Origin of the sequence: Bacteroides intestinalis (genome assembly GCF_003464595.1) — a bacterium.
GTDB lineage: Bacteria > Bacteroidota > Bacteroidia > Bacteroidales > Bacteroidaceae > Bacteroides > Bacteroides intestinalis_A.
In genome coordinates this window covers 1-25,992 of record NZ_QRZF01000015.1, presented here as the reverse complement: position 1 = coordinate 25,992, position 25,992 = coordinate 1, and the positions used below count along the sequence as shown (strand labels likewise).

Genomic DNA, 25,992 nt, shown 5'->3' with positions numbered 1-25,992 from the left:
TGATGAATTAATTATTTACTTTAAATTTAATATAACATGAAGGTTTTGAAATCATTGTTGTTGGGTATGTGCGTCGCATTATGTGCATGCACGTCTCAAACTTCTACTGTGCAAACCAATGACAAGGGTACTCAGTGGGAATGGAAGAATGGAACTATTATTGTGAAAACTCCCGAGCGTCCGGCTGGGCAGCAGAGTGTGATTGGGCTGACCGCCCCGAAGATGGAAGTCGTTAGAGTAGGATTCGTAGGATTGGGTATGCGTGGCCCCGGTGCTGTAGAGCGTTTTACCCATATTCCCGGTACGCAGATCGTGGCTCTTTGTGATTATGAACAATCACGTGCTGAGGGCTGCCAGAAGTATTTGCAGAAAGCATCTTTGCCTAAGGCAGCTGTTTATTCCGGAGAGAAAGGATACGAAGAACTTTGTAAACGCGATGACATAGACTTGGTTTATATTGCTACCGACTGGTTGCATCACTTTCCTGTAGCAATGTGTGCTATGGAAAACGGCAAACATGTAGCTATAGAAGTTCCTTCGGCTATGAATCTTCAGGAATGTTGGGACTTGATCAATATGAGTGAAAAGACCCGTAAACATTGTATGATACTGGAAAACTGTTGCTATGACTGGTTTGAAATGAATACGCTGAACATGGCACAGCAAGGAGTGTTTGGTGAAGTGATTCGTGGACAAGGTGCTTACATCCATGAATTGAGCCCGTTCTGGGATCATTATTGGAAAAACGGTGAGAATGATAAACTGGGATGGCGTTTGGATTACAACAAGAAACATCGTGGTGATGTGTATGCTACTCACGGTCTTGGTCCTGTGGCGCAAGCATTCGATATCCATCGTGGCGACCGTATGGTAACGTTGGTAGCTATGGATACCAAGTCGGTTGTAGGTAAGGATCTGGTAGAAAAGAGAACCGGAGAGAAGTGTGATGATTTCCGTAACGGTGACCATACAACTACACTGATTCGTACGGCAAACGGAAAAGTTATCGAGATTCAACATAATGTGATGACACCGCAACCTTATAACCGTTTGTATCAGCTTACCGGAACCAAAGGCTTTGCCAATAAGTATCCGATTCAGGGTTATGCTCTTGATGCTAAGCAATTGAGCGCTTCGGGAGTAGAACCGCAAGTTGATAATCTGAATACCCACAGCTTTTTGCCTAAGGAGGAAATGGAAGCGCTTGTAGAAAAGTTCCAGCATCCGATATTAAAGAAGTATGGTGAAATGGCTAAGGAAGTAGGAGGCCATGGAGGTATGGACTTCATTATGGATAGCCGTTTGGTATATTGCTTGCAGAACGGTTTACCTTTGGATCTGGATGTATACGACTTGGCAGAATGGTGCTGTCTGGCAGAATTGGGTGAGCTTTCTATGGATAACAATTGTGCTGCTGTGGAATTCCCTGATTTTACCCGTGGCGAATGGAATGTTATAAAAGGCTATAAGTTTGCTTATGCAAGTCCCGAAGAAGAAAAAGAGACTATGGATAAAGCTAAAGCCTTTACAAGCAAATTGAAAGAAAAAGGAGCCGAGGACTGGAAGTAGGAATCGGGTGAGAAATAAAACGAATGGCACTGTTCATCATTGAGTGTAAATGATGGGCAGTGCCATTTCTTTTTAACGGGCTTCGTACCGTCCGGTACTTCTTTCTTATTGGTCGGTTACTTTCAGAAGCTCTTCTTTCATCGTTTTAACGCCGGGGAAACCTACTTGTCTGTATTTTATATTTCCTTCGCGGTCAATAATGAGGTAGGTGGGAACACCTGAAACATTGAAACTCTTGCCTAAGAAATTCCATTGGGCGGCTGTCACACGGTAATGTTCACCATGAATATCAGGAATCATATTTTCCCATGTCTTCAGCGGAGATGTCTCACCGGTGATATACAAATACACAATATCCTTATCTTTTAATTCTTCCTTCATTGGAATCATTTCTTTGTTAGCCATGCGGCATGGACCGCACCAGGTAGCCCAGAAATCAACCAGTAACACTTTTCCACTGAACTTACTGATGATGGAAGCAAAGAGGTCTTCATCGCTGACTTCACCGGCTTCATTTACTGTGAATCCCGTCTTTTTCTTATTGGCTTCAATCTTTGCCAGGAGTTCATCATTGGCCACAGTCAGCATTTCACGATAAGCGGAAGGGAAAGTGTTGATTGTGCTAATTTGCTCTTCAGTCAGCGGAGTGAAATTCTTGATGCTTTGATAAAGGGGAATAACCCGGACGATGTCAAAGAAGATACCGTTGTCTGTTCCCCAAGTTTTGGCAAGGTCATCACTTTTCTGATAATAACCGATTACGATGTTTGAGTAATTGCTGGACAGGGTGGCTTGCAGATCGTTCAGTATTGCAAAGTTAGCATTTGGAATATAGTCAGCCGGTATTTTCTGTGCCCGTTCCATAAAGTATTTTTGAGCTTCTTCGCGTGTTATCTGATTGGTCTGTATGGCAGCTGATGTCAGTGTATTTGCAACTAAACGCAATAACCCAATTGTGGACAGCTTATTGTTGATGGTGAGTACTTGACGTGTTGCCAGACTGCATGGGAGTTTATCTATTTCCGTTTGCACTTCAGCAGACAACTCCAGTACTTTTGATTTGTAAGTGTCTATATCCATACCGGCAAATGCTTTCATGTCCTTATATACCTTATCTTGTACATTGGTGTCGGGCATATCCTGATTCAATTCTTGTGCAACAGTTGCTAAGGGGCCGTTAATGTATATAATCTCTCCATAAGGCTTCTCCTCGCTATGGAATTTAGACCGGCGGCGGGAGATCTCACGCAAATTGATATATGCTTCAGTCGTTTTTCCCGGTTCCATAAATAGTTGGAGGGGTGAGCTGCCGGACATATATATAGAAACGGGTGTAGTACCTGCCAAGGATATTTCTTTGCTGAAACTACCATCCGGTTGGATATCTACCAGCACTTCCGATATATCGCCTTTGGCACTTTCCCATGATACCAGAGTCATGGTCTTGGACATGCCGGGACGGAAATCCAATAACTTACCTTTCAAGGTAGCTTTACCATATTCGATGACAGGGTTCGGCAGGGCAGTTTCTTTGTCTGCTTTATGGATAACAGCCTCTTTCGGTAGTACTAACTTCGGCAGATTATTGCCTTTCAACTGGATTCCCCAAATACTGAATCCATTTTCAACGTCGGCACCTTCTGTGAAGTCGATGGATGTAACGGATGCGGGAAGAGGAGGAAATACCAGCTGAAACTCAGCTTCACCGGATTCCGGCATCCAGAACTCTGCATCCGGCGTGATGCCTATGCCCGAACGTAGTTGGTAAGTCTTTCCGTTATTATCTTGCAAGTAACTTCCCGAAGCAATCTTTATCCAGTTTTTAGGCCGGTATTTGGCAAAAATGTGCAGGACTGTAGCCGTGTCACTGATTTCGACCTGGCTGACTTCAATAGAGGTGGTGCTACTTACGACGAACGGAGGTTGTTCAATCACTTTGTTTTTAGCTTGAATGGTGCAGCATATGCATAGTAGCAGACTGCTAAGGAGAAAATTGAGTTTTTTCATACTATATAGTTTTTACCAAAGTTACGAATCTTTCGTATTTGTAGAACATCTTGCTTGTTAATTGATGTAAAACGAATGAAAAATGTAGTTTTTCAGTGTAACTTTGGGTCATCTTAATATCTATTAAATCATGAGAACCAAAGCTTTAATTTTCGGATTGCTGCTGGCAGCCTCTACTCATGCCCAGCTTCTTTATCACGATGCTTCCGCTTTTCCCCTGTTAGGCAAAGCTACGGATGCTACTCTTACCCGTTACGAACGCCTTCCGGCTTCTTTGGAATCTGTTTCCCGCAAACCGCTTTGGGAATTGGGACGCAATAGTGCCGGGCTTGCTTTGCGCTTCCGTTCCAACTCTACATGCATTGGGGCAAAGTGGGAAGTGAGGGATAACAGAAGTATGAATCATATGACTCCTACCGGAATCAAAGGGTTGGATCTGTATTGCCTGCAAGATGGTAAGTGGGTCTTTGCCGGTAGCGGGCGGCCTCAGGGAAAGGTAAATGAGGCTACTATCGTGAAGAATATGGATCCTGAAGAACGGGAATATCTTTTATATCTTTCTTTGTATGACGGAGTCACCTCATTAGCCATTGGTGTGGATAGCCTTTCGACGCTTGACCAACCTGAAGTCAGTTTGCCGGTACGTGAGAAGCCCGTTGTTTTTTATGGAACCAGTATTTTACAGGGTGGTTGTGCTTCCCGTCCCGGAATGGCCCATACCAATATTCTGGAACGTTGGCTCAATCGTGAATGTATCAATTTAGGATTTAGTGGTAATGCTTTGCTCGATCTGGAGATTGCGGAACTTATAGCTACGGTCGATGCTTCCATGTTTGTGCTTGATTTCCTTCCTAATGCCACAGTGGAACAGATGAAGGAACGGGCGGAGAAATTCTACTCGATCGTTCGCAGCAAACATCCCGATACTCCCATACTTTTTGTAGAAGATCCTATTTTCACTCATTCCCGTTTCGATAAAAAGATTGCAAGGGAAGTGAAAGCTAAAAATGAAACGATTGCGGCTATTTTCCAGTCAATGAAGAAAAAGGGTGAGAAGAATATCTATCTTCTTTCTTCAAAGGATATCATCGGGCACGATGGTGAGGCTACTGTTGATGGTATTCATTTTACAGATCTGGGCTTTATGCGCTATGCGGAAGTATTATATCCGTTAATCAAAAAACATATCCGGTAACTCATTCTAATTTATTATTCTATGGAATATGGCAGACTTTGGCTATCCGCTTTATTGATTTCTTTTTCTACTCTGTCATTTGCTCAAAAAGAGCCGGTGGATTATGTCAATACGATTATTGGTGCTTCAACGTCGGCAGAGGCCGGAAAGTCGGGGCATGGATTGGGGAAAACCTTTCCGGGAAGTTGTACTCCTTTCGGACTTGTACAGTTGAGTCCGGATACTAAAACCGGTGGTGATAACGGTCCCGGATATTCGTGGCATCATTCTACTATCGAAGGCTTCAGCTTTACGCATTTAAGCGGCATTGGCTGGTATGGCGATTTCGGAAACTTTCTGGTAATGCCTACCACCGGACCATTACGAACATTCAAGGGTACCGAAAATAAACCGGAAGAAGGTTACTGTTCCAGCTATTCCCATGATACGGAGATTACACAGGCCGGATACTATTCGGTATACTTGCAAGATTATCAGGTGAAGGTGGAACTGACATCCGCACCTCGTTCGGGGATTCTGCGTTTCACATATCCGGAGTCGGAGAAGTCACGTATCCAGATCGATCTGGCCCGTAGAATTGGTGGCACATCCGATGAACAGTATGTGGAAAAAGTGGACGAATATACGATTCGGGGATGGATGAAATGCACGCCCGCTTGTGGAGGTTGGGGAAACGGTTCGGGGAAATCTGATTATACCGTTTACTTCTATTGCTGTTTCGATCGCCCATTGACGGAATACGGCGTTTGGAGTGCTTCTATTCCTGAGGGTGTTAGCAGAAAGAATGATGCCAATGACAATCCGGCCTATTTCAACTATATTAAGGATGCCCGGCTCATACCTGCTCCCGGGAAGGCACAGGGAAAGCATTTGGGCTTTTATACAGAGTTTCCTACCCGGAAAGACGAACAGGTGCAACTGAAGTGCGGTATATCATTTGTCAGCATGGAAGGTGCCCAGCGCAATCTGGAACAGGATATTCCGGACTGGAATTTTGAGCGGGTAAAAGAAAATACACGTAATCTGTGGAATCAGGCACTCTCTTCGGTGAAGGTTGAGGGAAGCGAAAGGGATAAGACTATCTTTTATACCTCTTTGTATCATACAATGATCGATCCACGTTGCTTCTCCGATTGCGACGGCCGGTATATAGGTGCGGATAAGAAGATTCACCAAACGGAGAATTTTACCTATCGTACTGTATTTAGCGGTTGGGATGTATTCCGTAGTCAGTTCCCATTGCAAACATTGATTAATCCCCGATTGGTGAATGATGAGATAAACTCTTTGATCCAGATTGCCCAATTAAGTGGGAAGGAGTATTTCCCACGTTGGGAAGTAGTGAATGCATATTCTGGCTGTATGTTGGGAAATCCCGCTATCTCAGTACTGGCGGATGCCTATGAAAAGGGGATCCGGGAGTACGATGTACAGAAAGCCGTTGAGTATGCTGCGAATACACAGAAGCAGTTTGGTAATGGAGATCTGGGATATACTCCCGGCAGTCTTTCCCATACTTTGGAGTATGCTTATACGGATTGGTGCTTAGGACAACTCATGAGTTCCTTGGGCAAAAAGAAAGAAGCAGCTGAATATGAAAAGCGTGCCAAAGCTTACCGGAATGTGTGGTGCGATAGCGTGCAGTGGTTTTGTGCCCGCGTGAAGGGTGGAGGCTGGTTGCCTTGGCGAGGTCGTACGGCACAGGATCAGGGTACCACGGAAAGCAATCCTTTCCAGCAAGGTTGGTTTGTCCCTCATGACATTGACGGAATGAAAGCTCTGATGGGAGGACAAAAGAAGTTTGATGCGGAACTGGAAGAGTTCTTTGCCAATGTTCCGGAAGATTTTTTATGGAACGATTATTATAATCATCCTAATGAACCGAACCATCATGTACCATTCCTTTTCAATTACTCTTCTTGCCCGTGGCTGACACAGAAGTGGACGAGAAAGATTTGTGATAAAGCTTATGGTGATGATGTTCTGGGATTGTGTGGAAACGAAGATGTAGGGCAGATGTCGGCATGGTATGTACTGGCGGCTATGGGTATTCATCCGGTTTGTCCGGGAAATCCCCGTTATGAGATTACCAGTCCTGTCTTCGAAAGCGTAGTGATAAACCTGGATACGCATTTCTATTCCGGTAAGAATTTCAAAATCATAGCGCATAATAACTCGCCTCAGAATATCTATATTCAGTCGGTATCATTGAACGGTAAGAAATTGAACCGTTTGTGGATAACGCATAATGAGATCGTGAAGGGTGGGGTACTGGAACTTGAAATGGGAAATTGTTTTAAGATATATCAATGATGACAACTAAAATTAACCTGTTGGCAGTAAGTCTTTTTCTGCCAGTCTTTATCTCTGCACAAAATGTGATTCCTGAACCGGCACAATATCGCCCGGCAAAAGGAGAGTTCGTACTGTCTATTGCCGAAAACAAGGTACTTGAGACAAATAATGTACTTCCGTCACGAGTCATACAACGCATTACACCGGATTGCACTACGGGGGCTGATGAGGCTTATCGTTTGGAGATAACTCCCGATTCAGTTTTTATTCAATCGGCTACCGTAACCGGAGCATTCCGGGGAGAAGAAACTTTGAAGCAACTCTTGCGTTCCGGGAAAGGTACTACAAGCGCTTGTGTAATCAATGATGCTCCCCGTTATTCGTGGCGGGGTTTTATGCTCGACGAGAGCCGCCATTTCTTTGGCAAGGAGAAAGTCAAGCAGTTACTTGATATAATGGCTTCTCTTCGCCTGAATGTTTTTCATTGGCATCTGACGGATGAACCGGGATGGCGTATTGAAATAAAGAAATATCCTTTGTTGACAAAGGTTGGATCCAAAGGGAATTATCATGATCCGTCGGCACCTGCTGCTTTCTATACGCAGGAGGATATTAAAGATATTGTTGCCTATGCAGCTGCACGGCACATTATGATTGTGCCGGAATTCGATATGCCCGGACATGCCACTGCTGCTTGCCGTGCCTATCCGGAATTGTCCGGTGGTGGTGAGGGGCGATGGAAAGATTTTACTTTTCACCCTTGCAAAGAAGAAACTTTCCGTTTCATAAGTGATGTGCTGGATGAACTGATTACTCTGTTCCCCTCTCCTTATATTCATATTGGAGGTGATGAAGTGCATTTCGGTAATCAGGAATGGTTTACAGATTCACAGATACAGCAGTTTATTAAAGATAAACAATTAATGAATGAAACCGGATTGGAGCAATACTTTGTGCGCCGTGTGGCAGATATTATTGCTGCCAAAGGTAAAACAATGATCGGTTGGGATGAGATTGTGGATGCCGGTGTATCGCCGGATAAAGCAGTAGTGATGTGGTGGCGTCATGATCGTAGGTATCAGTTGTTGAAAGCTCTCGAAAGTGGATATCGTGTTATTATGACTCCGCGTCGTCCGATGTATGGCGACTTTGTGCAGTATTCCACACACAATGTTGGGCGTTACTGGGATGGATATAATCCGATAGAGGATGTTTTCTCATTCCCTATTTCGATAGAACATCTGTTTAAGGGGTATGAAAGTCAGATTATGGGTATGCAGTACTCACTTTGGACAGAACGCGTCGCTGATGTTAAACGATTGGATTTTATGGTCTTTCCACGTCTTATTGCACTTGCCGAGGCAGCCTGGACACCTGCCGGACGGAAAGATTATAGTCGTTTTATGCGGCGCTTGCCCTTTTTCCTGCATTGGCTGGATACCAAAAATATTTATTATTTCGATCCGTTTGCCCCTGAAAGACGACCGGAACCTACTGCACCAGAGAAAGAAGATGTGTTACAAAATGGATAATTATTAGAATATATCTGTCACGGGTATCTATCACATTCCACCACATGATAAAGTGTGCCGAACCGGGTACGCTTAGACGGTATTTCGTGTTTCTGCAATATCCTTCCGAATACATTTACCTTCTTGGTTGACAACGGAATAGCACTGTATCTCCTGATACGGTTCAATATTTCGGCAGATGACAGCCATTCTCCTTCTTCATCGTTTTTGGCAATGCGGAAATAACGATAGAAAAGCTGTTCTTCCGGCGGAATTTGCTCAAAATCATGATTGTTCTCGGTCATAATACGCTCATCCGACTGGTCAAACCAATACCGTTCGCCATGATCCAGTTCGTACATGGCTTGGGCATAAAGCTGACTGTAGTCTATCGGGCGGGTGGTGTCGATGACGCCCGTCACTTCGATGCAGATGAAACGGCGGCTGCCCGAAGGGTCGGTGAGTAAATCCTTCTGATTGCTGGTGGCAATGAATGAGGCATAACGGCGCATTTCGAGTACGGCATTGCCATACGGTTTGCGAACGTTTACCACAGGTTTCTGGAGGATGTGTTTCAAAAATCCCTGTTGCGTCATGCTTATCTGGTCGAATTCGTCGATATTGATCAGTGCAAAGCGATTCAGAGAAAGCTCTGCATCACGTTTGCGCGAGAAATCAATGCTGTCCGTGTAGTAGGCACGTATCTCAAGTGGGACAATGATTCGGCAGAAGGTACTTTTCCGGGTACCTTGCGCACCGACCAGCAGGGGTGAAACGCTGTTGGCGTATTTCTTGTCCACGCTGCCACGCCAATGAGCCACCATATTGAGGAACCAACGGTGGAACAGTTCCGCCCAGTGCGGATTGCGGCAGGGCACAGTTTGCGCCAGTGCGCGGATTCGGTCTTGCCCATCCCAGCGTGGAAGGTTGTACAGATAATCTTCCAATGGATTGAATACGGGCACACGATTGGAATAAATGTAGCGACTGATGTCTCTGTCCCATAGCGGAATACCTTCGCTCTGGGCATCGAGGGCAATGCTGTTTAGGGCTCGCTTGTCGATGGGTGAGAAGCGGAAACGGAACGAATGACGTTCGCGAAATTCCACTTCGCCCACTTGCGTATTGTAGCGGAAGTCATAGCGGCGTTTCATAAATTCGTCCGTTTGTATGGCAAGCCGTTGTTCTTTGCTGAGGCTGCATTGGGTGTTGAAACCCTTACATTCCTGATACACACTTCGTACGGTTTGCCGGATGAGGGCTTCTTTCTGGCGAAAGTAGTAATGGAAGGAGGTACGTTTCACGGTTTCTTCTTCGGGGATACCTGAGCGGAAACAGTTCTCCGCCAGGCGTGTAACTATGGGTTGCAGGTCTTCACCGATCGGGGTTTCGCTCTTGCTCTCTGCTTCTGCCAGTTCGGTGAATGTCTTTTGCACGGCGGCTTCAAAAAGCATGATTACGGCTTCTTCCGCTTCATATCCCGGCAGGGCACGTGTCAAGGGAGATTTTTCGCCTTGTACGGTTTCCCGATAGGTAGGTTCGTCGGGCATGGAAGCGGGTTGTACGAGGTAGAACTGCGCGGAGTCCGGGCGATATAGGGCTTCGGGGTCGAAGGAGAGCCGGGAATATTGTTCCAGTTTCGGCTCTTTCAGCAGAATATCGAAGGGGAGTTGGGGCTGATAGCATTTCACAGCCAGGCGGTAGGCATGGGCGTGAAATGTTTCTGCCTCTTCTTGTTTGCGGGGCAGTGAGTTGTCCGGCCGGGTGAAGGTGGTCCATATCTTTACGGTTCGTCCGCTCGATCCGGTGAAGACCAGACGGGTTTGCGGTTGCTCCCACGCCCGACGCTTTACAAGTGCCACTTCCGCTTTTCCGGACAGCGGACCTACGGTTAGTTCTACGATACCGTTGTATGCTTTCATTTGCCGGACACCGTCTGTTTTGCGGAATTCGGCGGCGGGTATCACTTGTGGAAGCCGGTTTGCTTCGCCACAGCGTTTGTCGGGTAGGGTGTATCGCAACTGTTCGCGGTAGGTGGAGATGGGTTTTGTCTTCGTCTCTGTCTTAATCTTCTGTAGGAATGTATCTAAGTCCATCGTGCTTAGTGTCATGTTCCCGTCTTTTTCTCTTAGTTGGGTAATTTTCACGTTCGTTTTTCTTTAAAAATAGATATAAAAAAACGGCTTGTAGCCGGACTACTAAGATACGGCATTTATGCTCCCATTGCAACTAATCTCATGTTTATTTGTGGGTAGTTATGTGACTTTTTTCAAACAGACTCGTATTCCGAATGATTCGTGCAGGTTCTTGTGTTGAGTTTCACTTATTGGAACTAAAAGTTTCGCTTGTTGAAACAAATGGTTTCAATAGTTGAAACAAAAGGTTCCAACCGTTGAAACTGTCTGTTTGGACCGTTGGAACAAAAGGTTTCATTGTATGAAACTAAAAGTTTCATGCTGAGAACTAACGGAATAATACTTTATGTGATAAGTGGGGTATAAAGCAATGTGCTTCTTCTTATGGGAGAAATTCGTGATAGATGATTGAGAGGGAAAATGATCTATCACGCCTATCTATCACGCTTTAATGTATTAGTAATCAAATTGATGAACTCTTTTGCGTGATAGCATGACAGATGTTTTTAATTAATCATTATAATTGTATTCATCACTGAATCTTTCGAACTGAGGTGTTTCGGTAATGCCATTCTGCTTGAATACCTGGCGGATGTATGCTTGTCCTTCGGGGAGCAATGCCTGCTCCTGTCGGTAGATGCGGTAATACATCGTCTTTCCGAAGTGACTCATCAATTGGATTCTTATAGGATTCGCATATTTATGCGGCACATTATCCAGAAGATGTTTGATTCCCCATGCCACATGAATTTTCTGGTTGCTTTTGAAATAGGGGCATGTAGCTGTGTCCGCAGGAATGCAATTGGGATTTATAGTAAGTAGGGTGGGATATTGCGAAGTGCAATTCTCTGCAACGAGGTGGTGCAGGCATTTATCACATTTTGTACATTGTTGGTTGAAGCAATGTGCAAATCCGTAAGGTACGGATTGGTAGTCAAATTCGTTTGCCATATTTATCGGTTTGGTCTCTTATTTTATTGTTAGGTAGAGGCAGTGCAAATTTAGGCAAAAAATGGTAACGGGTGGAGTAGTTTAATGAAAATCTCCATAAGAAAGGGGGTATAATCGATATTAGCGGAACTTGCGGTCCGGCAATTGCTTCGCTATGCCGCCGACGAGAAAGTGCAGACGAGCAAAAGCCATACGGAACCGGTTTATAGCATTCACTTAGGAAACGACTTGTTTTTTGTATTCCTTATATTTCTCAATTACATGCTTCCTGCTCTGGATAATTTGCCAGCGATATACCCAGCAAGTAGTCAGGAAGTAGATGCCTGCCTGTATCCATAATGCACGGTATTCAAAGGATACTTCGCCCAGTGTAGCTCCCATACTATTGATGCGTACATAGCCATTGATGCCGAAAGTGGACGGGAAGATATAAGAGAAGTATCTCCAGAAATCTGGCATGGCGGCTCCCGGCCAGGAAACACCCGAAAGGAACAATAAAGGTACGGATGTGAAGACGAATATTAACATGCAGGTTTCACGGTTGCGTATGGCAATAGAAGCTGTCATGGCAAAGAAAATACATGCTGCCAGATAAGGCAACATAAAGAGGGTCAGTACACCCGGTTGAGCTATCTGGATGAGACTGAACAGACGTGGCACTACACAGAGCACATATACGGATACAAGTGCATACACCATGAAGTAACTTAAACCTTTACCCAGCACGATACGTAATGTGCCGTTGTAGTGGCGGTTGATAGGAACCAAATCTTTGAAACGATTCTGTTCGCGGGCTGTTCCGGCAGAAAGTCCGATACCCAGCAGCAAGGTTTGCTGAATAATCAGTATCAATACCGCAGGTATCAGGAAAGCCGCAAAACCGTTTGCGGGGTTGAATAAGGTAACATCTTCATATTTTATCGGATAGGCGGTAATCTCATCCTGGCGGTTGGTGGTATTGCCGGCACGTTGCATTTTGATATCTGCATTCATATCCAGTGACACGCTGGTATTGGTGTTCAGCAGAGATTTGTAATAAAGCAATCCGCTCATATCGCAATACAGACTGACCTGTGTTTGCTTTCCCCGTGCAATATCTTCACTGAATTCAGCAGGTATATAGATGATGCCATAAGCCAGACGATCTTTCAGCATCAGTTTGGCTTCTTCCATGTCGGCGCAATAAGATACGATCTTCACTTCCGGACTGGAGTCCACTTTGCGCAGGTATTCGCGGCTTAACGAACTGCGTGAGTTATCCACTACCACAGCAGGCACTTCCCGTATGGTTTCGTTGGTATAAATGAAAGCGTAAATCAATGGATACACCAACGGGACAAGCACAAAGAAGATGAGCACGCCCTGATCGCGAAAGGTCGTGCGGAATTCCCGTATCCAGATATAGAATAGGTCGTGGATACCTTGTACTACTTTCTGTTTGAACGTCAGATGTTTCATTATGGCACGTATTTATAATAAATCAACGCTTCTTTGAGTCGGTGTACGACAAAGAAAGGAAGCATCATAAAAATAAGTAACGCCACATAGTTTATCCATGAATAAATCATCGGATAACCGTTCAGGGCCTGGTCTACATAGATCAGGAAATAGTGACGCAGCGGGAACAGATTGGCTAATCCTTGCAGAACCGGATGCATTGCCATGGCAGGGAATGATAGTCCGCACATAGAGAATGAAAGCACTCCCCATAAGGATGCAAAACTCAGTCCCAGACGCAGGGTAGGCAATGTACCTATCATCAGTACACCCATCCCTTGCGAAGCCAGTACAAGGCAGAGAGTGGCAAGAAGCATCGGCATGATGCCACTGTTGCAGGGGAAGTGCAGGAAGCCATATAAATATACATTATATAATATTCCCATCAGGAAGAAAATAGCCGTATGAGGCAACAGCTTTCCTGCAAGGGAGATATAGATGGAATTATTTCCCATGCGCAGCCATTCGCGTGCGGTACGGTCTTTTATTTCCACACCGATGGAGTAAACCGTTATCATAAATATAAGCAGCATCAGTACACCCGGTGCAAATGTGTTACACAAGTACACGGAGTAATTCAGCCACGGATTGTTCAGCGGATGTGTATCGATGACGATGGGTTGCAGGAATGCCATAGCCTGGTCTTCCGTAGCACCTTTAGCATACAAACTGGTGCGTGCGGCGGCTCCCGATGCCAACTCGCTCATCATCTTCATATCTTTGTAAAGCAGAGAACCGGCGATAAGCAGCGTATTGTTGGTATAGAACGATACGGTAGGCTGCCGTTGAGATTGCGCCTTGGCAGTGGTACCTTTCGGAATGTAGTAGAATCCGTAGATTTCTCCTTTCTGCATGGCGGCACGTGCTTCGTTGATAGTAGGATAATGGGCTACGATGGCGGTCTGCTCAAATGCATCCAGGTTTCGCATCAATTGGCGCGAAGTGGATGTCATATCCTGATCCACCACCCCTACAGGCATATTGACCGGTAACCCCGAATCCATCAGCGTCGTGAAGAACACGTAGCAGAACAACGGCGCTATCACCATGCAGAACAGGTACAGCGGACGGGAAACGAGCCGTCGGCCTTCCCGTTTCATGACGTTCCACAAAGCTATATATTTCTTATCTCGTGCCATCCCTTTACTTATCACTAATCACTAACCGTTAATCACTTCTTCAGTATCACCGACATTCCGGGACGCAAGCCTTCCACTTTCTCCTGTGGTAAAGCTTTTACCTCAAAAGTCTTCAGGTCAAATTGCCCGGTTGTTTTCGTAGCTTTCCAGGCTGCATAAGTACCAAGATCCTTCATATAGTTCACTTTCAGGCGGATATTTTTATCCAATGCCGGAACGAAAGCTTCGAATTCAGTCCCCATTGTCAGACCTTGCAGCAAATCTTCCCGAACATTGAATGTTACCCACATATCATCCAGTATGGCTATGTTCATGATCGGTGCACCGGTTCCTACCAATTCACCCACTTTGGGGAAGATTTCCGAAACTTCTCCGGCAGTCTGGGCTATAAGATAAGTTTCTTTGATATAAGATTCTACTTCTGCAACGGCTCCTTTGGCACGATCTACCAGAGCGGAAGCTGCTGCTTTATCTTCCCGTTCCGCGCCGTTCTTTGCCATGTCGTATTGAGCTTTGGCAGCTTTCTCTGTTGCAACGGCAGCATCGCGTTGTGCAGTCACCTCATCCAGCTTTTGGGCTGACATCACGCCCTGATCAGCAAGGTTCTTCACACGTTTGTAAGATTTCTCGGCTATTTCAAGTCCTGCTTTGGCTTTTTGCCACATCTCAAAGGCAGCCTGTACCTGTTCGTGGCGGGCGCCTTTCAGTGCTTTCTCATTCTGTGCCTGAGCAGCGGCTTCTGCGGCCCGAGCCTGTTCCAGCTTAGCTAACACATCCGGAGCTTCCAGTATGGCGAGGGTATCTCCGGCTTGTACACTTTGTCCTTCCTTTACGCGGAATTCCAGAATTCGTCCCGGCACTTTGCTCGATACCCGATACTCCGTGACTTCAGCTTGGCCTTGTACGATTTCCGGTCCTTTGCGCAACATGAAGAAACCCACTACGGCTACAATGGCAATGACGCCTGTCAGCGTTAAGAACGCTAGTAGCATGTTACTGTTTTGTGATTTGGTATCCATTTAAGTAATTATGAATTATGATTTATGAGCTCTCACCCTTTTAATTTTTAATTATTAATTTTTAATTCTCCCAACGCCTTCTTCAGATAGATGTCAGTCAGTTTTACGTCAATCTGTGCATCTATCTTTTCGGACTGGGCAGAAAGCCAGGCTGTGTGTGCTTCGAGTACGTTGCTGGCAGCAATCACGCCTTCTTCAAATCCGAGTGTAGCATAACGGAGGTTTTCATCTGCTTTTTCCAGATTCTTTTCTGCCATAATCAGCTTCTTTGCAGCTTCATTCACTTTGAAAACCGACTGGTTGACTTGAAGCTCAATCTTTTCTTTGGCGTCATCCAACTGATACTGGGCGATGCGGGCCTCTGCTTTGGCTGCTTTAACCTTATACATACCTTCTCCCCAATGCCAGATGGGCACTTGTAATACTACGCCGACATTCCACATGCCTTTGAATTTCTTTTCAAATCCGTTGAAAACAGAAGGATTGGTCATCATGTAGCTACCCATCAAAGCCAATGATGGCAAGTATTCAGAACGGGTGACATTTACTTTCTGTTTGTAGATTTCTGTGGCAAGTTCCAGGCTGCGTACTTCCGGTCGTGTAGCATAAACCGTATTGAGATCAATGCCATTGGCAGCTACCGGATCGGGCTTGAGGTCATCTTCCTTTTCATCTTTCAGGAGGATGGGAGAGGAGAGGTCCAGACCACATAGTTGACATAGTAACATTCTGGAAAGGCTCAGTCCATCTTCTACTTTGGTGAGTGTCATTTCCGCTTCGTTTACTTTTACTTTTACCGACAGACCATCTGCTTTGGTAGCGACACCTTCGGCAATCATCTTATCCACATCGCTTTCCAGTTTCTGCAATAATTTGAGGTAACCTTCTGCCAATTTCTTTTTGCTGGCAAGCGATACGACTTGCCAATAAGCCTGGTCGGTACTGAGGATTACATCTTGCAGACCACTATCATGTTGTTGGCGTGCCAGTTCTTCGGCGTATTTGGTAATCTTATTGTAAGCACGAATTTTCCCACCCATGTACAGGGGCTGTGTCAACGTCAGAGCACCGGCGTACATGTTACGGGTATCTGTACGGAATGCATCAACGAGGGAGTTTCCGAGACCATTGAGAGGAGAAGCAATGTCTGCGTTGCCCAATGCCTGGATCAGCGCCATGAACTGTGGATTCTGTGTTAACTCAGGATGCTGCGTCAGTATACCTTGTATACCATTTTGCATAGCACCGCTTACCTGAGTTCCCATTGAACCTAATGCACCTTTCTGGGCATCGCTCAATAGTGAAATTTCTTTTTGGGTGCGCATATATCCACCGGTGGCGGAAATGTCGGGAAGGTAATTGGTAAATGCTGCCTTTCGCTGATAATGCGCAGAGTTTATTTTCTCCTGGCTTATCAGTAGTTCTTTGTTATTGGCAATTGCCAATGAACGGCAACTATCGAGGCTTAAAACCTCTTGTGCGCAGACTGAGAAGGTCAGACATACCAACCAAGTGAAACAGAAGAACTTTCTCATCGTGTCTATACATTATTAAGGTGATTAAAACGTTGTTTTGTGACGCAACAATAATTGCATAAACAACGATGCAAATGTATAGGCTTTCAGTGAGACCTCAAAATAATTTAAACTTTTTTAGTCCAATGTAAAGGATTGCGAGCCGATAAGTGTTCCGTCAGCGAAGAGATCTACACGGTAAGTACCTGCATATAAGTATTCTTCCACGTTCCAATATACGGTTATATTTTGTTCTTCACCGTTGTATTCAATGTACTTCTTGATGGAATAACCCAGTTCGCGGTTCTCGTATGGGAAGGTATTCGCGGGATTTTTGGTCAATACATCATTGTCCGGTTTGGTGATACGTACGTAGATAGTACGTTCTCCTGTCTCGGCAGTTATATTCTTGACGATTGTGAATCCTATTTTGAATTTTACTACATCTTTCACCTTCTTGGCTGTTTTGTCCCGTTTGTTGACAGCTTGTATGTTGATATTGGTAGCGTCTAACTGGGCGGCAAGGGTGACTTTCTTATTCAGATTCTTTTTCTCTTCCGACAGATTGCTGATTTGACGGGAAGCATCGTTATACTTCTGCGTCACTTGTGCAATTACCTCTTTCTGATGAGCAGTGAGGCGGTTCAGTGAATCTATCTGGTTGATATATCCTATCATAACCTTACGCAGAGTAGCAAGCTCATTTTTCAAGCGGCGTATTTCTGCGGCATTACTACTTTTTACGGTACGCAATTCTTCCAGTAAACGTTGGGTTTTTAATTGTTCCTGTTCCAACAATACAGACAGGGAGTCATTGGAAACTGTCAGTTTCAATTCATCGTACTGTTGTGCAAAGCGCGTATATTCGTTTTCCAGGTCTTCCTTCTCCAGTTGGAATTCCTGTACCAGTTCTTTGTTGGTTTGCTTCTCAGAGAGTAATAACACGGTAACTCCTACTAATAATAATACTAACAGAGTTCCTATGGCGATTAAATACTTATTTTTCATTCTATTTTCTAATTAATTTCTGTTCCACATTTTATTCCATTGTATCTGAGCAGAATGAACGGCAAGCATAAGAGGATACCAACGTGCTTCGGCCGGTGCCAAGGCTCCGAATTCACGGCATCGTTGAGTGGCGCGGGTGAAAGTGTACCATTTTCCACTCCAGTACCCTTTAGGGCGTTGCTTGCGATTTTGGTTATGTTGCCCAAAATTGCCTCCTTGCCATATATCATTGAGTAACCATTCACCGGTTTCCAAATCTTTTTGAGTATAGGGGATAGGCAACTCTTCCATGGGGAGTCCCAGATAGTTTACGGCTACAACCCCGAATATTTTGGCAGCTTTGCTTAATCCCCATTTTTGCAGTAAATCAGCAATTTCTTTAAGATCGATATTGTCTTTTTGTGTATGGAGTATGTTGGCCCAATCGCATACCTGGCGGAGTCCGATTCCCTCATTGAGGAAATGTAATGCAGAGTGTGTCAGCACGTAGGCTACATCGAAAGATAGGGGAGGGAGAGTTACCTGGTAACCTTCTATTTCTAGATTCCGGCAAGCAGTTGTACCATGCCACCGGGCTATTTCCAGTTGGAAACTCTTGTCGGAGGAAGGAGAACTGAGCCGGGAGAGTACTCGGTGGTTTTCTATGTCTACACCATGCCAGTGTATACATGTATGTTTATGATTCTCTTCGTGTTCTCCGGTAGATTCTGTCCTTAACAGCTTGTTGGCCTTTTCATAATTCTTGGGACCTATATATAAATCAATGTCTCCGCATTGTCTGTGCAATGGATTCAGGTAATTTTGTGCCACTCCTTGTCCTTTCAGCAGAACCGGTTCTATCTGATTAGCACGATAGAGCGTGTATACCTTAGCGATCTCTTGATTCAGAATGCGATTGTTCTCTTCTATTTGCAGTAATGCATTGCACCACTTTAAATAAAGTTCACGCTTCGGACGCAGTTCTTGCGGCAGAGTTTGCATACCATCGAATGTGATGCCTAGTAGGGCTTGCACTTTGGCTGATTGGTACAGTTGCGGCCAATCTGTCTGTACATTAAATAGAGTGGCGTCTACAGGTGTGCCCCATAGACCTGATTGCACCAGTGCAAAAAACTGTTTTTGTATCGGAGTCATATTCTTCTGCTGAATTCACTGTTTTCTTTTCCGGGGCAAAGATAATGCAAACCAAGGGCATAAAAAATGAACTTGTTCATTTTTTATGCTGTACACTGCTTATTTTTACCTTTCCGGAGGTGAAAACTACTTTCACATGGTGCCAAAGATCGTATCATGAGAAAGATACGCTGCATCAGCATCGGGCAGACAAGCCAGATGATAAACCGGTACAGCAGAAAGTAATGAACTCAAAGCACTACTGATATAATCATACAATTCATCGCTGTAAGCAAAATCAGGCGGGCACGAAGGGTGCAACGCACCGTACCCTTGAACCACACTGAGTTTCTTAATCTGGTTAAATGGAGCCTGGGATAAGCGTATGCAAGCCGCCAACGGATAACTTTCATTTTTGTAACAAGGTGTTTTTCCGCTCCATGGACTGCCATATATCCATGGCTCTCCGTTTATGATGCGAAGAATAGGACTGTCATCATTCAACAGAACAGCACCTTGTATATTTTCGCGCCACAAACGGGTGTGGGTACTCTTACCTGTACCACTTTCTCCCAAAAAGAGAATCGCTTTATTCCGGCATACAATAGTACTGGTATGAATAGCCACTGTTTGGAAAGGTATTGTTGCCACTCCATAGGCAATCCAGCATGCAAACCGAAGCAGGCGGAGATTATAATTCCCCTTGAAACTGGCCACTTGTTTGTTTTCGTCCAACCAAAGCTCAAGTGCTTCACCTTCAGGAGGCAGCATTACGAAGAGAAAGCCATTGTTATACCGGCCGAAATGACTGACAATACCATCTATCTCATTCGTATATAACACCGTTTCAAATAAAGGTGCTTCTGTGGTAGACTCTACAAAGTGACAAAGAGGCTCTCCATCTGCCATTATTTTAAAGGGGGTAAAGCCTGTTAATGCATCTATCGCCTGTACCAGCCTCTCACCTTTCACCCGGATACGATGTCCGGCTATTAAATAATCCTGTTCCATTTCTTTTATTCCTTATTGTTATATACTATATCACATGTGTCCAGATCGAATATTCGGTCACAAAAGGACAACGAGCTTTCACGGTGGGCTATGACAATCAATGTCAGTTCACGATGCTGTAGTGAAAGCATTTCCAATGCATGATTGATTTCCTGTTCCGTCTTGTTATCCAGAGCGGAAGTGGCTTCATCAAAGAACAAGACTTCAGCTTCTTTGTAAAGTGCCCTTGCAATGCCAATCCGCTGTTTCTGGCCACCAGACAATCGGCTGCCATATTCACCCAATGGTGTATCTAATCCTTGTGATAATTCATCTAGCCATTCCTTCAGTTGCACTTGTTCCAAAACCTGCATTACTTTTGTTCGGTCAACCTGCGGTTGCCCCAGTGCTATATTATCAGCGAGTGTACCTTCTATAATAAATATCTCCTGCGGTACATATCCCACCAGTTTATGCCACTCACTTCGGTTGGTAGAGGTCAGCTTCCTGCCATCTATAAGTATCTCGCCGGATGTAGGTGGGAAGAAGCCAAGCATCAGGTTAAAAAGAGTCGATTTTCCCGAACCGCTTGCTCCGCGTATACCGATACGTTCACCACAACTGATACTTAGAGTCAGGTTACTGAAAAGTGTATGCCCGTCAGGAAAGGCAAAACTGAGTTTTCGCAATTCAATATTCTGTTTAAGTGTAAAAGGTGTTTCGTTTTGCATCCCTTGCTGCGATTCTTCGCGTATGCCCTCTTTCACCACCGTTATAGTATGCGAAGCATTTTGAAGTGTCACCCAACTGTTCAATACAGCTCTCACGGCAGGAATCAGCCTGAAAGCTGCTACCGCAAACACGCCACTTACCAATCCCAAGTCACCACTTCCGGTACCAATCAGTAATGCCAATCCGGCCACTACAGCTACTTCCGAGAGGAAAGACGGAAAAAGTTGGTACACTTCCATTCGCAGACGATTATGAACGATAACCTCCATTCCCTGGTCGAAAGAAGCAAGCGAGGTATGGAAAGCCCGGGCTATCTCCAGTTCTGCATATCCACGGTAAGCTTCCACTACCGTGCGGCTCTGTTTGCGACGTGCTTCCAATTCTTCCATGCCATAACGGCGCAGGCGTCTCCGTACCAAACCCACATACAGACCGGCCAGAGGCAGAAAAGACGCACAAAGCAAAAAACCGGCAAGCGGCTCCCAGACGACAAGCGCCGTCACCATCAGCAGCACCAGTACTGCCTCTCCCGCCATGCGAAAGACCGGAGCCAATACACATGAACTGAACATATAGCAAACATAGTTTACCTCATGCCCCAGTTGTACACTGCTCTTCCCTTTCAGGAAAAGCAATCCGCGATGGTAATAATTGGCAAACATCCGTCTGCTGAATTCCCGATATATCTTTAACTGGTAACGACTTTGTACACGTGCCAGGAATACCACCAAGGCATTCTTCAGCAATACAAACAGCAACACGGCACCACACAATACCAGCATCATGCCCCGTCCGCCGTCTTGTTTTACCACTGCCAGCAATATAGGTATCAGTGCCGCCACTCCTGCAAAATCAAGGATAGCACGCAATAATACCGAAAAAGCCACCCATACACCCCGCTTGCGTTGCTTTTCAGGTAGCAACTGAATTATTTCTTTAATCATCAGCTACCATTTGATTATATTCGTCTTCCGATGTCTTTCTTTTTCTCCTTATGTTTCTTAAAAAGCCTTCCACAAAGTCTTTCGCAAACAAAATCCAGCTAATGCTTCCTGCGCCTGCCAAAAAGATACATCCCGCAAGGATTACCATTTTTCGAGGCTTCGAGGGACTAAGTGGAATCTGTACCGGCTGGATTACTGCATAGACGGGAGTCTCTTTCTCTACCTTTGCTTTAGCGATTTGTACTTGTTGTTCCGTCTGATTGTAGATAGCCTGAGCCAGATCCATTTCATTCCGTAATCTTGCCTGCTCGGCACGCGAAGTCAGTTTCACCAGTCCCTGATTGCCATCTGCATATCGGGTATATCTTTTCTGAGCTTCATAATATTCTGCCCGTGCTTCTTTACGAAGCTTTTCCGCATATTCCAACAATCGGCGTGCCTTACTTGTCCTATATTCTGTTATGTATTTCTTCAGTCGTGCCTGTACGGTATCAGCCACTGTAGCAGCAACCTGTGGATCCTGCATGGTAACAAATATTTTTATGGTCTTTTTCTTTTTGTCCACCTCAATATTAATTCTGGAAGAAATGGCCCCAGCCATACCTGCCTCCTCACGGGTTAGCCAAAAAGGGTCTATTTTAGTCTTTGTTCTTTCTCTGTTTTCGTCCGATATATCCTTGAATAGAGAAATAGTCCGGTCAATCAGCTTAGCTGGTACCGATGTAATGACACTCCACCACGGTCTCTTCTGACGTTCTTTCAGGTATCGGGAAAGAGGCATTATAGTGCTGTCTTTCTGCTCATGTACTTTAATATCAAAAAGCTGAATAAGAAACGGTGTTGAACTGACAATAGAAGGATATAAGGATGGATAAATAGCATCCCGTTCGGTAGCAGAAGAAGAACTTATATCTATATCTGCCATATCAGCTAATGCACTTATACCCGAAGAGGAGCTTCTGCGATAACCTTCCGGGGCAATAAGTGTATTTGCCGTATATTCCTTAGGAATGCTGAAAGCCATAATTATTCCCAGAATAGCTCCGATACAGCAGGCCTTAAGTAATAATTTTCGGAAGTTGTAAATTTTCTTGATTATTCCCAGTAGATCTACCTCCTGCCCTTGAGAGAACAGTTCCACATTTTCCGTATTTATAGTACTACTATTCATTATAGAATCATGTATATAAAAAATATTGTCAATAGTCTATAGAGTTTTCCAGACATAAATATCCGAGGATATTATCTTTTACCATACAAATTAAGAAACCCGTCATTGATACATTTAGTCAATGACGGGTAACTTATTGATTATTCGATAATATATCGAAAGAGTTTCAATTTAATTCCAATCTGCTTCACCCCAGTGGAATGCACTGGTATTACCATCACCGGAAGCAAATGTACCAGAACTAGGTAGCGACAATGAGCTCCAGAAATTACCACCAACTAAAATAGTACCCTTATTCTCGATTTCTGCACTTGTCTTGCATTTATCTGTAAGAGTAGTAGTAGTAAAATCAACATCATATACTCCCATAGCATTCTCTGTCGGAAGTTTTACTCTCACATCTTTTGCAACAGATAGTTTACCAACTTTCACCTTCGTTACAGGATCAGCATAAATAGTAGCATCTGTATTAAATGTCAGTTCTGCATATTGGTTATTCGTCAAAATAACTTCATCTGTTCCAGCATCTGCTACAACATATTTAACAGCAGGACTTGCTACTTCACATTTACCTTTCAGATAAACTTTGTTGAATTTATCACCAGATTGCGCGTCTATTTTACTCACAGAAGATGGAACAGCGAATGAAATATATCCCTTCTTAGCAACTGTAGTTACACTTACGTCACTATTACGTGCATTCAAGAAAATTTCTCCCATATTGGCCGTATTAGTTGTAGTATACTCAGAACTAACATCATTCGTATTGGTAGTAATATAAGTAGTAGAATTGGACTCTGCATATATGCTACCGACATTATTAATAGTATTGTTACCTTCATTACAATACAAATCACCATAGTTGTTGATAGTTGCCGTACTTTCATTGTTCAGTGCAGAAGAAACGGCATCACCAGTCTTAACTAAAATAACTGAAGACTTATAATTGTTAATTATTCCCTTATTAGCAAACGTTTCCATTACATTGATTATGCCTTTTCCTTCAGCAGTAATAGTAGCGCCTGATGTTGTTTGCTTACCATTATTAATAATATTGCTATTAGCAGTGGCTCCTTTTATATTAATGATACCAAAGTTATTGATCGTTGCAGCGGATGCATCCATAACTGTATTTTCTGTATTACCCTTAATGTTCCAAGTACCATTATTTGTAACAATACCATTATTGATTACATCTGCCGTTGTTGTCAACGCTTTTTCTTCATCAATAGAAATAACTCCAAAATTAGTAATAGTACCAATAGAGATGCTGGCTCCTACATTAACAGTACCCTTATTTACAAGGCCAGTATAAACATAAGAAAGATCTTCATTAGCTGCTTCTGCAAATATCAATGTAGTATTTGCAGTGACTGTTATATTCTTTGTTGCAGGAATATTTATATCTGAATTGACCACAGCATAGCCCGCCGTTAAAGTAGCCCCTTCTTCAAAAGTAATGTCATGCAAATCAAGCGGAGCAGCTGCATCACTAGTACCCTCAATATTCATTGGTGTACTAAATATTAATTGAACATTCGGCTTTGCTTTTTTCACCTCAGTTAATGCATCCATCACAGCTTTATTGATAATCGTCTGATGATTAGCATCGCCAATAACATTAATTTCTACATTACCATCTGTTTGAATAGCATTGATCGCAGCAATCAGGTCAGCAGTTTTCAAAACAACAGTACCATCTGTTTCAGTAGCAGCTACCGAGTTTTCAATGAGATTAGCTTCTTTTATAGACAACTTCTCTGTAACAGCACTAGCTGATTTTGTAATATTAGCCAAGTTTACACGATGACCGCGTCTCAACCAAAAATCAGCATCTACTGCCTGGTCGTTTTCAGGTGTAGGATTCTTAATTTCTTTTTTATAGATTCCCTTGTTTGTATACACATACAGTGTCAAGCTCTTATATCTATCTGCAGGTAACAGCATAATGCTCTTAAATTCATTATTGATTACAGGCATTGCTGTCGCATTTTCGTCATGACTAATACAATCTAGAGCTAAGAATGTTGCTTGGTCATTTGCTACGCCTTGAGCTTCTACAATTGAAGAAAAATCACTCTCAAGAGTTGCTGCATTATACTCACCTACATTAGACATTTCCTGAGCTGCTTCTAAAATTACCTCATTAGCAGTTTTATCGGCACCTACTAAAGTTGCGCTCCTTACATCAGCTACCTCCAATTTCGTATTATCAATCTTTCCCTTGAGGATAAATTGAGTTGGACTATCTCCAGTAGTCTTTGCTGCCACAACAATCTTTTGCACTTCTGTAACATCCAAACTTGCATCAAAAGCCAAATCAATTACAGCACGAGTATTGATAGATGGTGTTTGAACAGAAAAAGCTAAATCCTCTCCTTCATATCCATCCAACTGAACTATCGGTGATACAAAGAAATCCACGCCTGTTGCCGTAGAAGCTGTTGAAGTTGCATCGCCTTCCTGAATTTGCTTAAATGAATAGGTGATAGCATCTCTTTGAGTTGTCATATCACTACTATATTGTGTATAGAACACCCAAGAACCAATAGCAGTCGTTCCCTTAGTTACAAACTTACCTGATGTTTCGTCATAATAGAATTTATTATTCCCAACATGACCAGCATTTATTGACCATAGAGTCTGCCCATCTACAATGACAGCACCTAATTCATCAGTACTATTGTATCCAACAGCATCATTATCACCTACAACCAAACGGGTATTTACGCCTTTCTCTAAAGTCAAATTCACTGTAGGGCGCCCTTTTAACACATTGCTTGTTTGTTCAGCCACGAATTCCTCATTCTGGCAAGAAGCAAACAAACCCACTAAACTTAAAGAAGCTAAGATATACCTTGTTTTCATCTTAATTATTTGATTAATAAAACATTTAGTTATTAGTTCTAGTTACCATTCAGGTATTTCAGGCTTTTCAGGCGATGCTGCAAATCCCAATTCTACTTCTACCTCTAAAACCTCCACTTCTGGAGCTTCATACTTCATTTCCTTTTCTACTTTCATAATCATAAAATTTAAATTGTTAGTAATATTAAAAATCTCTTCATTATTAACTGGTAATATGCATCTCTGACTATCAAAAGAATCAGGTTATCCTTAGTAATAGCCTTGCAAATCTTTCTATAAAAAAGACGAGCAAACCGCCTTTTCAGCCTGCAAAGTAAGAAACAAATTTCCTAAA

Annotated in this window: 17 protein-coding genes; 4 read left to right on the top strand and 13 right to left on the bottom strand. The window is 43.7% G+C overall.

The features are described 5' to 3' along the window. Positions 1–36 precede the first annotated feature (36 nt). A complete protein-coding gene (locus tag DWW10_RS18220; protein WP_022391817.1) occupies positions 37–1,569 on the top strand; it encodes a Gfo/Idh/MocA family protein in 1,533 nt (510 codons plus the stop codon). A 105-nt stretch (positions 1,570–1,674) separates the two neighbouring features. Here DWW10_RS18220 and DWW10_RS18215 read toward each other — a convergent pair whose 3' ends face one another. Continuing rightward, positions 1,675–3,576, bottom strand: a complete 1,902-nt coding sequence (locus tag DWW10_RS18215; protein WP_022391816.1) for a TlpA family protein disulfide reductase — start codon at positions 3,574–3,576, stop codon at positions 1,675–1,677. A 130-nt stretch (positions 3,577–3,706) separates the two neighbouring features. Here DWW10_RS18215 and DWW10_RS18210 point away from each other — a divergent pair, with 130 nt between their 5' ends. The 3 genes from DWW10_RS18210 to DWW10_RS18200 are packed head-to-tail and all read left to right on the top strand — an operon-like array spanning position 3,707 to position 8,598. Next, positions 3,707–4,771: an SGNH/GDSL hydrolase family protein gene (locus DWW10_RS18210; protein WP_022391815.1), complete on the top strand. Its 1,065-nt coding sequence runs from the start codon at positions 3,707–3,709 to the stop codon at positions 4,769–4,771. A 21-nt stretch (positions 4,772–4,792) separates the two neighbouring features. Further along, entirely contained in the window at positions 4,793–7,084 is a 2,292-nt protein-coding gene (locus DWW10_RS18205; RefSeq protein WP_022391814.1) for a GH92 family glycosyl hydrolase, read from the top strand. Next, positions 7,084–8,598, top strand: a complete 1,515-nt coding sequence (locus DWW10_RS18200; RefSeq protein ID WP_022391813.1) for a beta-N-acetylhexosaminidase — start codon at positions 7,084–7,086, stop codon at positions 8,596–8,598. The genes DWW10_RS18205 and DWW10_RS18200 overlap by 1 nt, the downstream gene beginning before the upstream one ends. Before the next feature lie 17 nt (positions 8,599–8,615). Here DWW10_RS18200 and DWW10_RS18195 read toward each other — a convergent pair whose 3' ends face one another. The 12 genes from DWW10_RS18195 to DWW10_RS26735 all read right to left on the bottom strand — a co-directional run bounded on the left by DWW10_RS18195 (position 8,616) and on the right by DWW10_RS26735 (position 25,658). Next, a complete protein-coding gene (locus DWW10_RS18195; RefSeq protein WP_022391812.1) occupies positions 8,616–10,724 on the bottom strand; it encodes a BT4734/BF3469 family protein in 2,109 nt (702 codons plus the stop codon). Between the two features lie 498 nt (positions 10,725–11,222). Further along, positions 11,223–11,663 carry a DUF6078 family protein gene (locus DWW10_RS18190; protein ID WP_118422024.1) on the bottom strand — a complete coding sequence of 147 codons (441 nt, stop codon included), beginning with the start codon at positions 11,661–11,663 and terminating at the stop codon, positions 11,223–11,225. Positions 11,664–11,879: 216 nt separating this feature from the next. Continuing rightward, a complete protein-coding gene (locus DWW10_RS18185) occupies positions 11,880–13,121 on the bottom strand; it encodes an ABC transporter permease (RefSeq protein ID WP_022391810.1) in 1,242 nt (413 codons plus the stop codon). Then, the gene (locus DWW10_RS18180; protein WP_007210521.1) at positions 13,121–14,299 is read right to left on the bottom strand and encodes an ABC transporter permease; all 1,179 of its coding nucleotides are present in this window, start codon (positions 14,297–14,299) and stop codon (positions 13,121–13,123) included. Before DWW10_RS18180 ends, DWW10_RS18185 begins: the two co-directional genes overlap by 1 nt. A gap of 32 nt (positions 14,300–14,331) precedes the next feature. After that, positions 14,332–15,318: an HlyD family secretion protein gene (locus DWW10_RS18175; RefSeq protein ID WP_022391809.1), complete on the bottom strand. Its 987-nt coding sequence runs from the start codon at positions 15,316–15,318 to the stop codon at positions 14,332–14,334. Positions 15,319–15,365: 47 nt separating this feature from the next. Next, positions 15,366–16,853, bottom strand: coding sequence for a TolC family protein (locus tag DWW10_RS18170; RefSeq protein WP_022391808.1), 1,488 nt, complete (start codon positions 16,851–16,853; stop codon positions 15,366–15,368). A gap of 117 nt (positions 16,854–16,970) precedes the next feature. Then, positions 16,971–17,840 (bottom strand): hypothetical protein, encoded by an 870-nt coding sequence (locus tag DWW10_RS18165; protein WP_022391807.1) that lies wholly within the window; start codon positions 17,838–17,840, stop codon positions 16,971–16,973. 12 nt (positions 17,841–17,852) lie between these two features. Beyond that, positions 17,853–18,974, bottom strand: coding sequence for a nucleotidyltransferase domain-containing protein (locus DWW10_RS18160; RefSeq protein ID WP_022391806.1), 1,122 nt, complete (start codon positions 18,972–18,974; stop codon positions 17,853–17,855). Between the two features lie 132 nt (positions 18,975–19,106). Then, complete coding sequence (locus tag DWW10_RS18155) at positions 19,107–19,964, bottom strand: hypothetical protein (protein WP_118422023.1); 858 nt, start codon at positions 19,962–19,964, stop codon at positions 19,107–19,109. Between the two features lie 5 nt (positions 19,965–19,969). Next, a complete protein-coding gene (locus DWW10_RS18150; protein WP_118487231.1) occupies positions 19,970–21,619 on the bottom strand; it encodes an ABC transporter ATP-binding protein in 1,650 nt (549 codons plus the stop codon). Continuing rightward, positions 21,612–22,790 (bottom strand): Wzz/FepE/Etk N-terminal domain-containing protein, encoded by a 1,179-nt coding sequence (locus DWW10_RS18145; RefSeq protein WP_118422021.1) that lies wholly within the window; start codon positions 22,788–22,790, stop codon positions 21,612–21,614. The genes DWW10_RS18150 and DWW10_RS18145 overlap by 8 nt, the downstream gene beginning before the upstream one ends. A 171-nt stretch (positions 22,791–22,961) precedes the next feature. Next, entirely contained in the window at positions 22,962–25,658 is a 2,697-nt protein-coding gene (locus DWW10_RS26735; protein WP_182021465.1) for a hypothetical protein, read from the bottom strand. Between the last annotated feature and the right edge of the window lie 334 nt (positions 25,659–25,992).

Coding starts and splice junctions, on each gene's coding strand:
- DWW10_RS18150 (WP_118487231.1), bottom strand. CDS start 21,619: ATGATTAAAGAAATAATTCAGTTGCTACCTGAAAAGCAACGCAAGCGG.
- DWW10_RS18200 (WP_022391813.1), top strand. CDS start 7,084: ATGACAACTAAAATTAACCTGTTGGCAGTAAGTCTTTTTCTGCCAGTC.
- DWW10_RS18210 (WP_022391815.1), top strand. CDS start 3,707: ATGAGAACCAAAGCTTTAATTTTCGGATTGCTGCTGGCAGCCTCTACT.
- DWW10_RS18145 (WP_118422021.1), bottom strand. CDS start 22,790: ATGAATAGTAGTACTATAAATACGGAAAATGTGGAACTGTTCTCTCAA.
- DWW10_RS18170 (WP_022391808.1), bottom strand. CDS start 16,853: ATGAGAAAGTTCTTCTGTTTCACTTGGTTGGTATGTCTGACCTTCTCA.
- DWW10_RS18205 (WP_022391814.1), top strand. CDS start 4,793: ATGGAATATGGCAGACTTTGGCTATCCGCTTTATTGATTTCTTTTTCT.
- DWW10_RS18215 (WP_022391816.1), bottom strand. CDS start 3,576: ATGAAAAAACTCAATTTTCTCCTTAGCAGTCTGCTACTATGCATATGC.
- DWW10_RS18185 (WP_022391810.1), bottom strand. CDS start 13,121: ATGAAACATCTGACGTTCAAACAGAAAGTAGTACAAGGTATCCACGAC.
- DWW10_RS18190 (WP_118422024.1), bottom strand. CDS start 11,663: ATGGCAAACGAATTTGACTACCAATCCGTACCTTACGGATTTGCACAT.
- DWW10_RS18220 (WP_022391817.1), top strand. CDS start 37: ATGAAGGTTTTGAAATCATTGTTGTTGGGTATGTGCGTCGCATTATGT.
- DWW10_RS18160 (WP_022391806.1), bottom strand. CDS start 18,974: ATGACTCCGATACAAAAACAGTTTTTTGCACTGGTGCAATCAGGTCTA.
- DWW10_RS18165 (WP_022391807.1), bottom strand. CDS start 17,840: ATGAAAAATAAGTATTTAATCGCCATAGGAACTCTGTTAGTATTATTA.
- DWW10_RS18155 (WP_118422023.1), bottom strand. CDS start 19,964: ATGGAACAGGATTATTTAATAGCCGGACATCGTATCCGGGTGAAAGGT.
- DWW10_RS26735 (WP_182021465.1), bottom strand. CDS start 25,658: ATGAAAACAAGGTATATCTTAGCTTCTTTAAGTTTAGTGGGTTTGTTT.
- DWW10_RS18175 (WP_022391809.1), bottom strand. CDS start 15,318: ATGGATACCAAATCACAAAACAGTAACATGCTACTAGCGTTCTTAACG.
- DWW10_RS18180 (WP_007210521.1), bottom strand. CDS start 14,299: ATGGCACGAGATAAGAAATATATAGCTTTGTGGAACGTCATGAAACGG.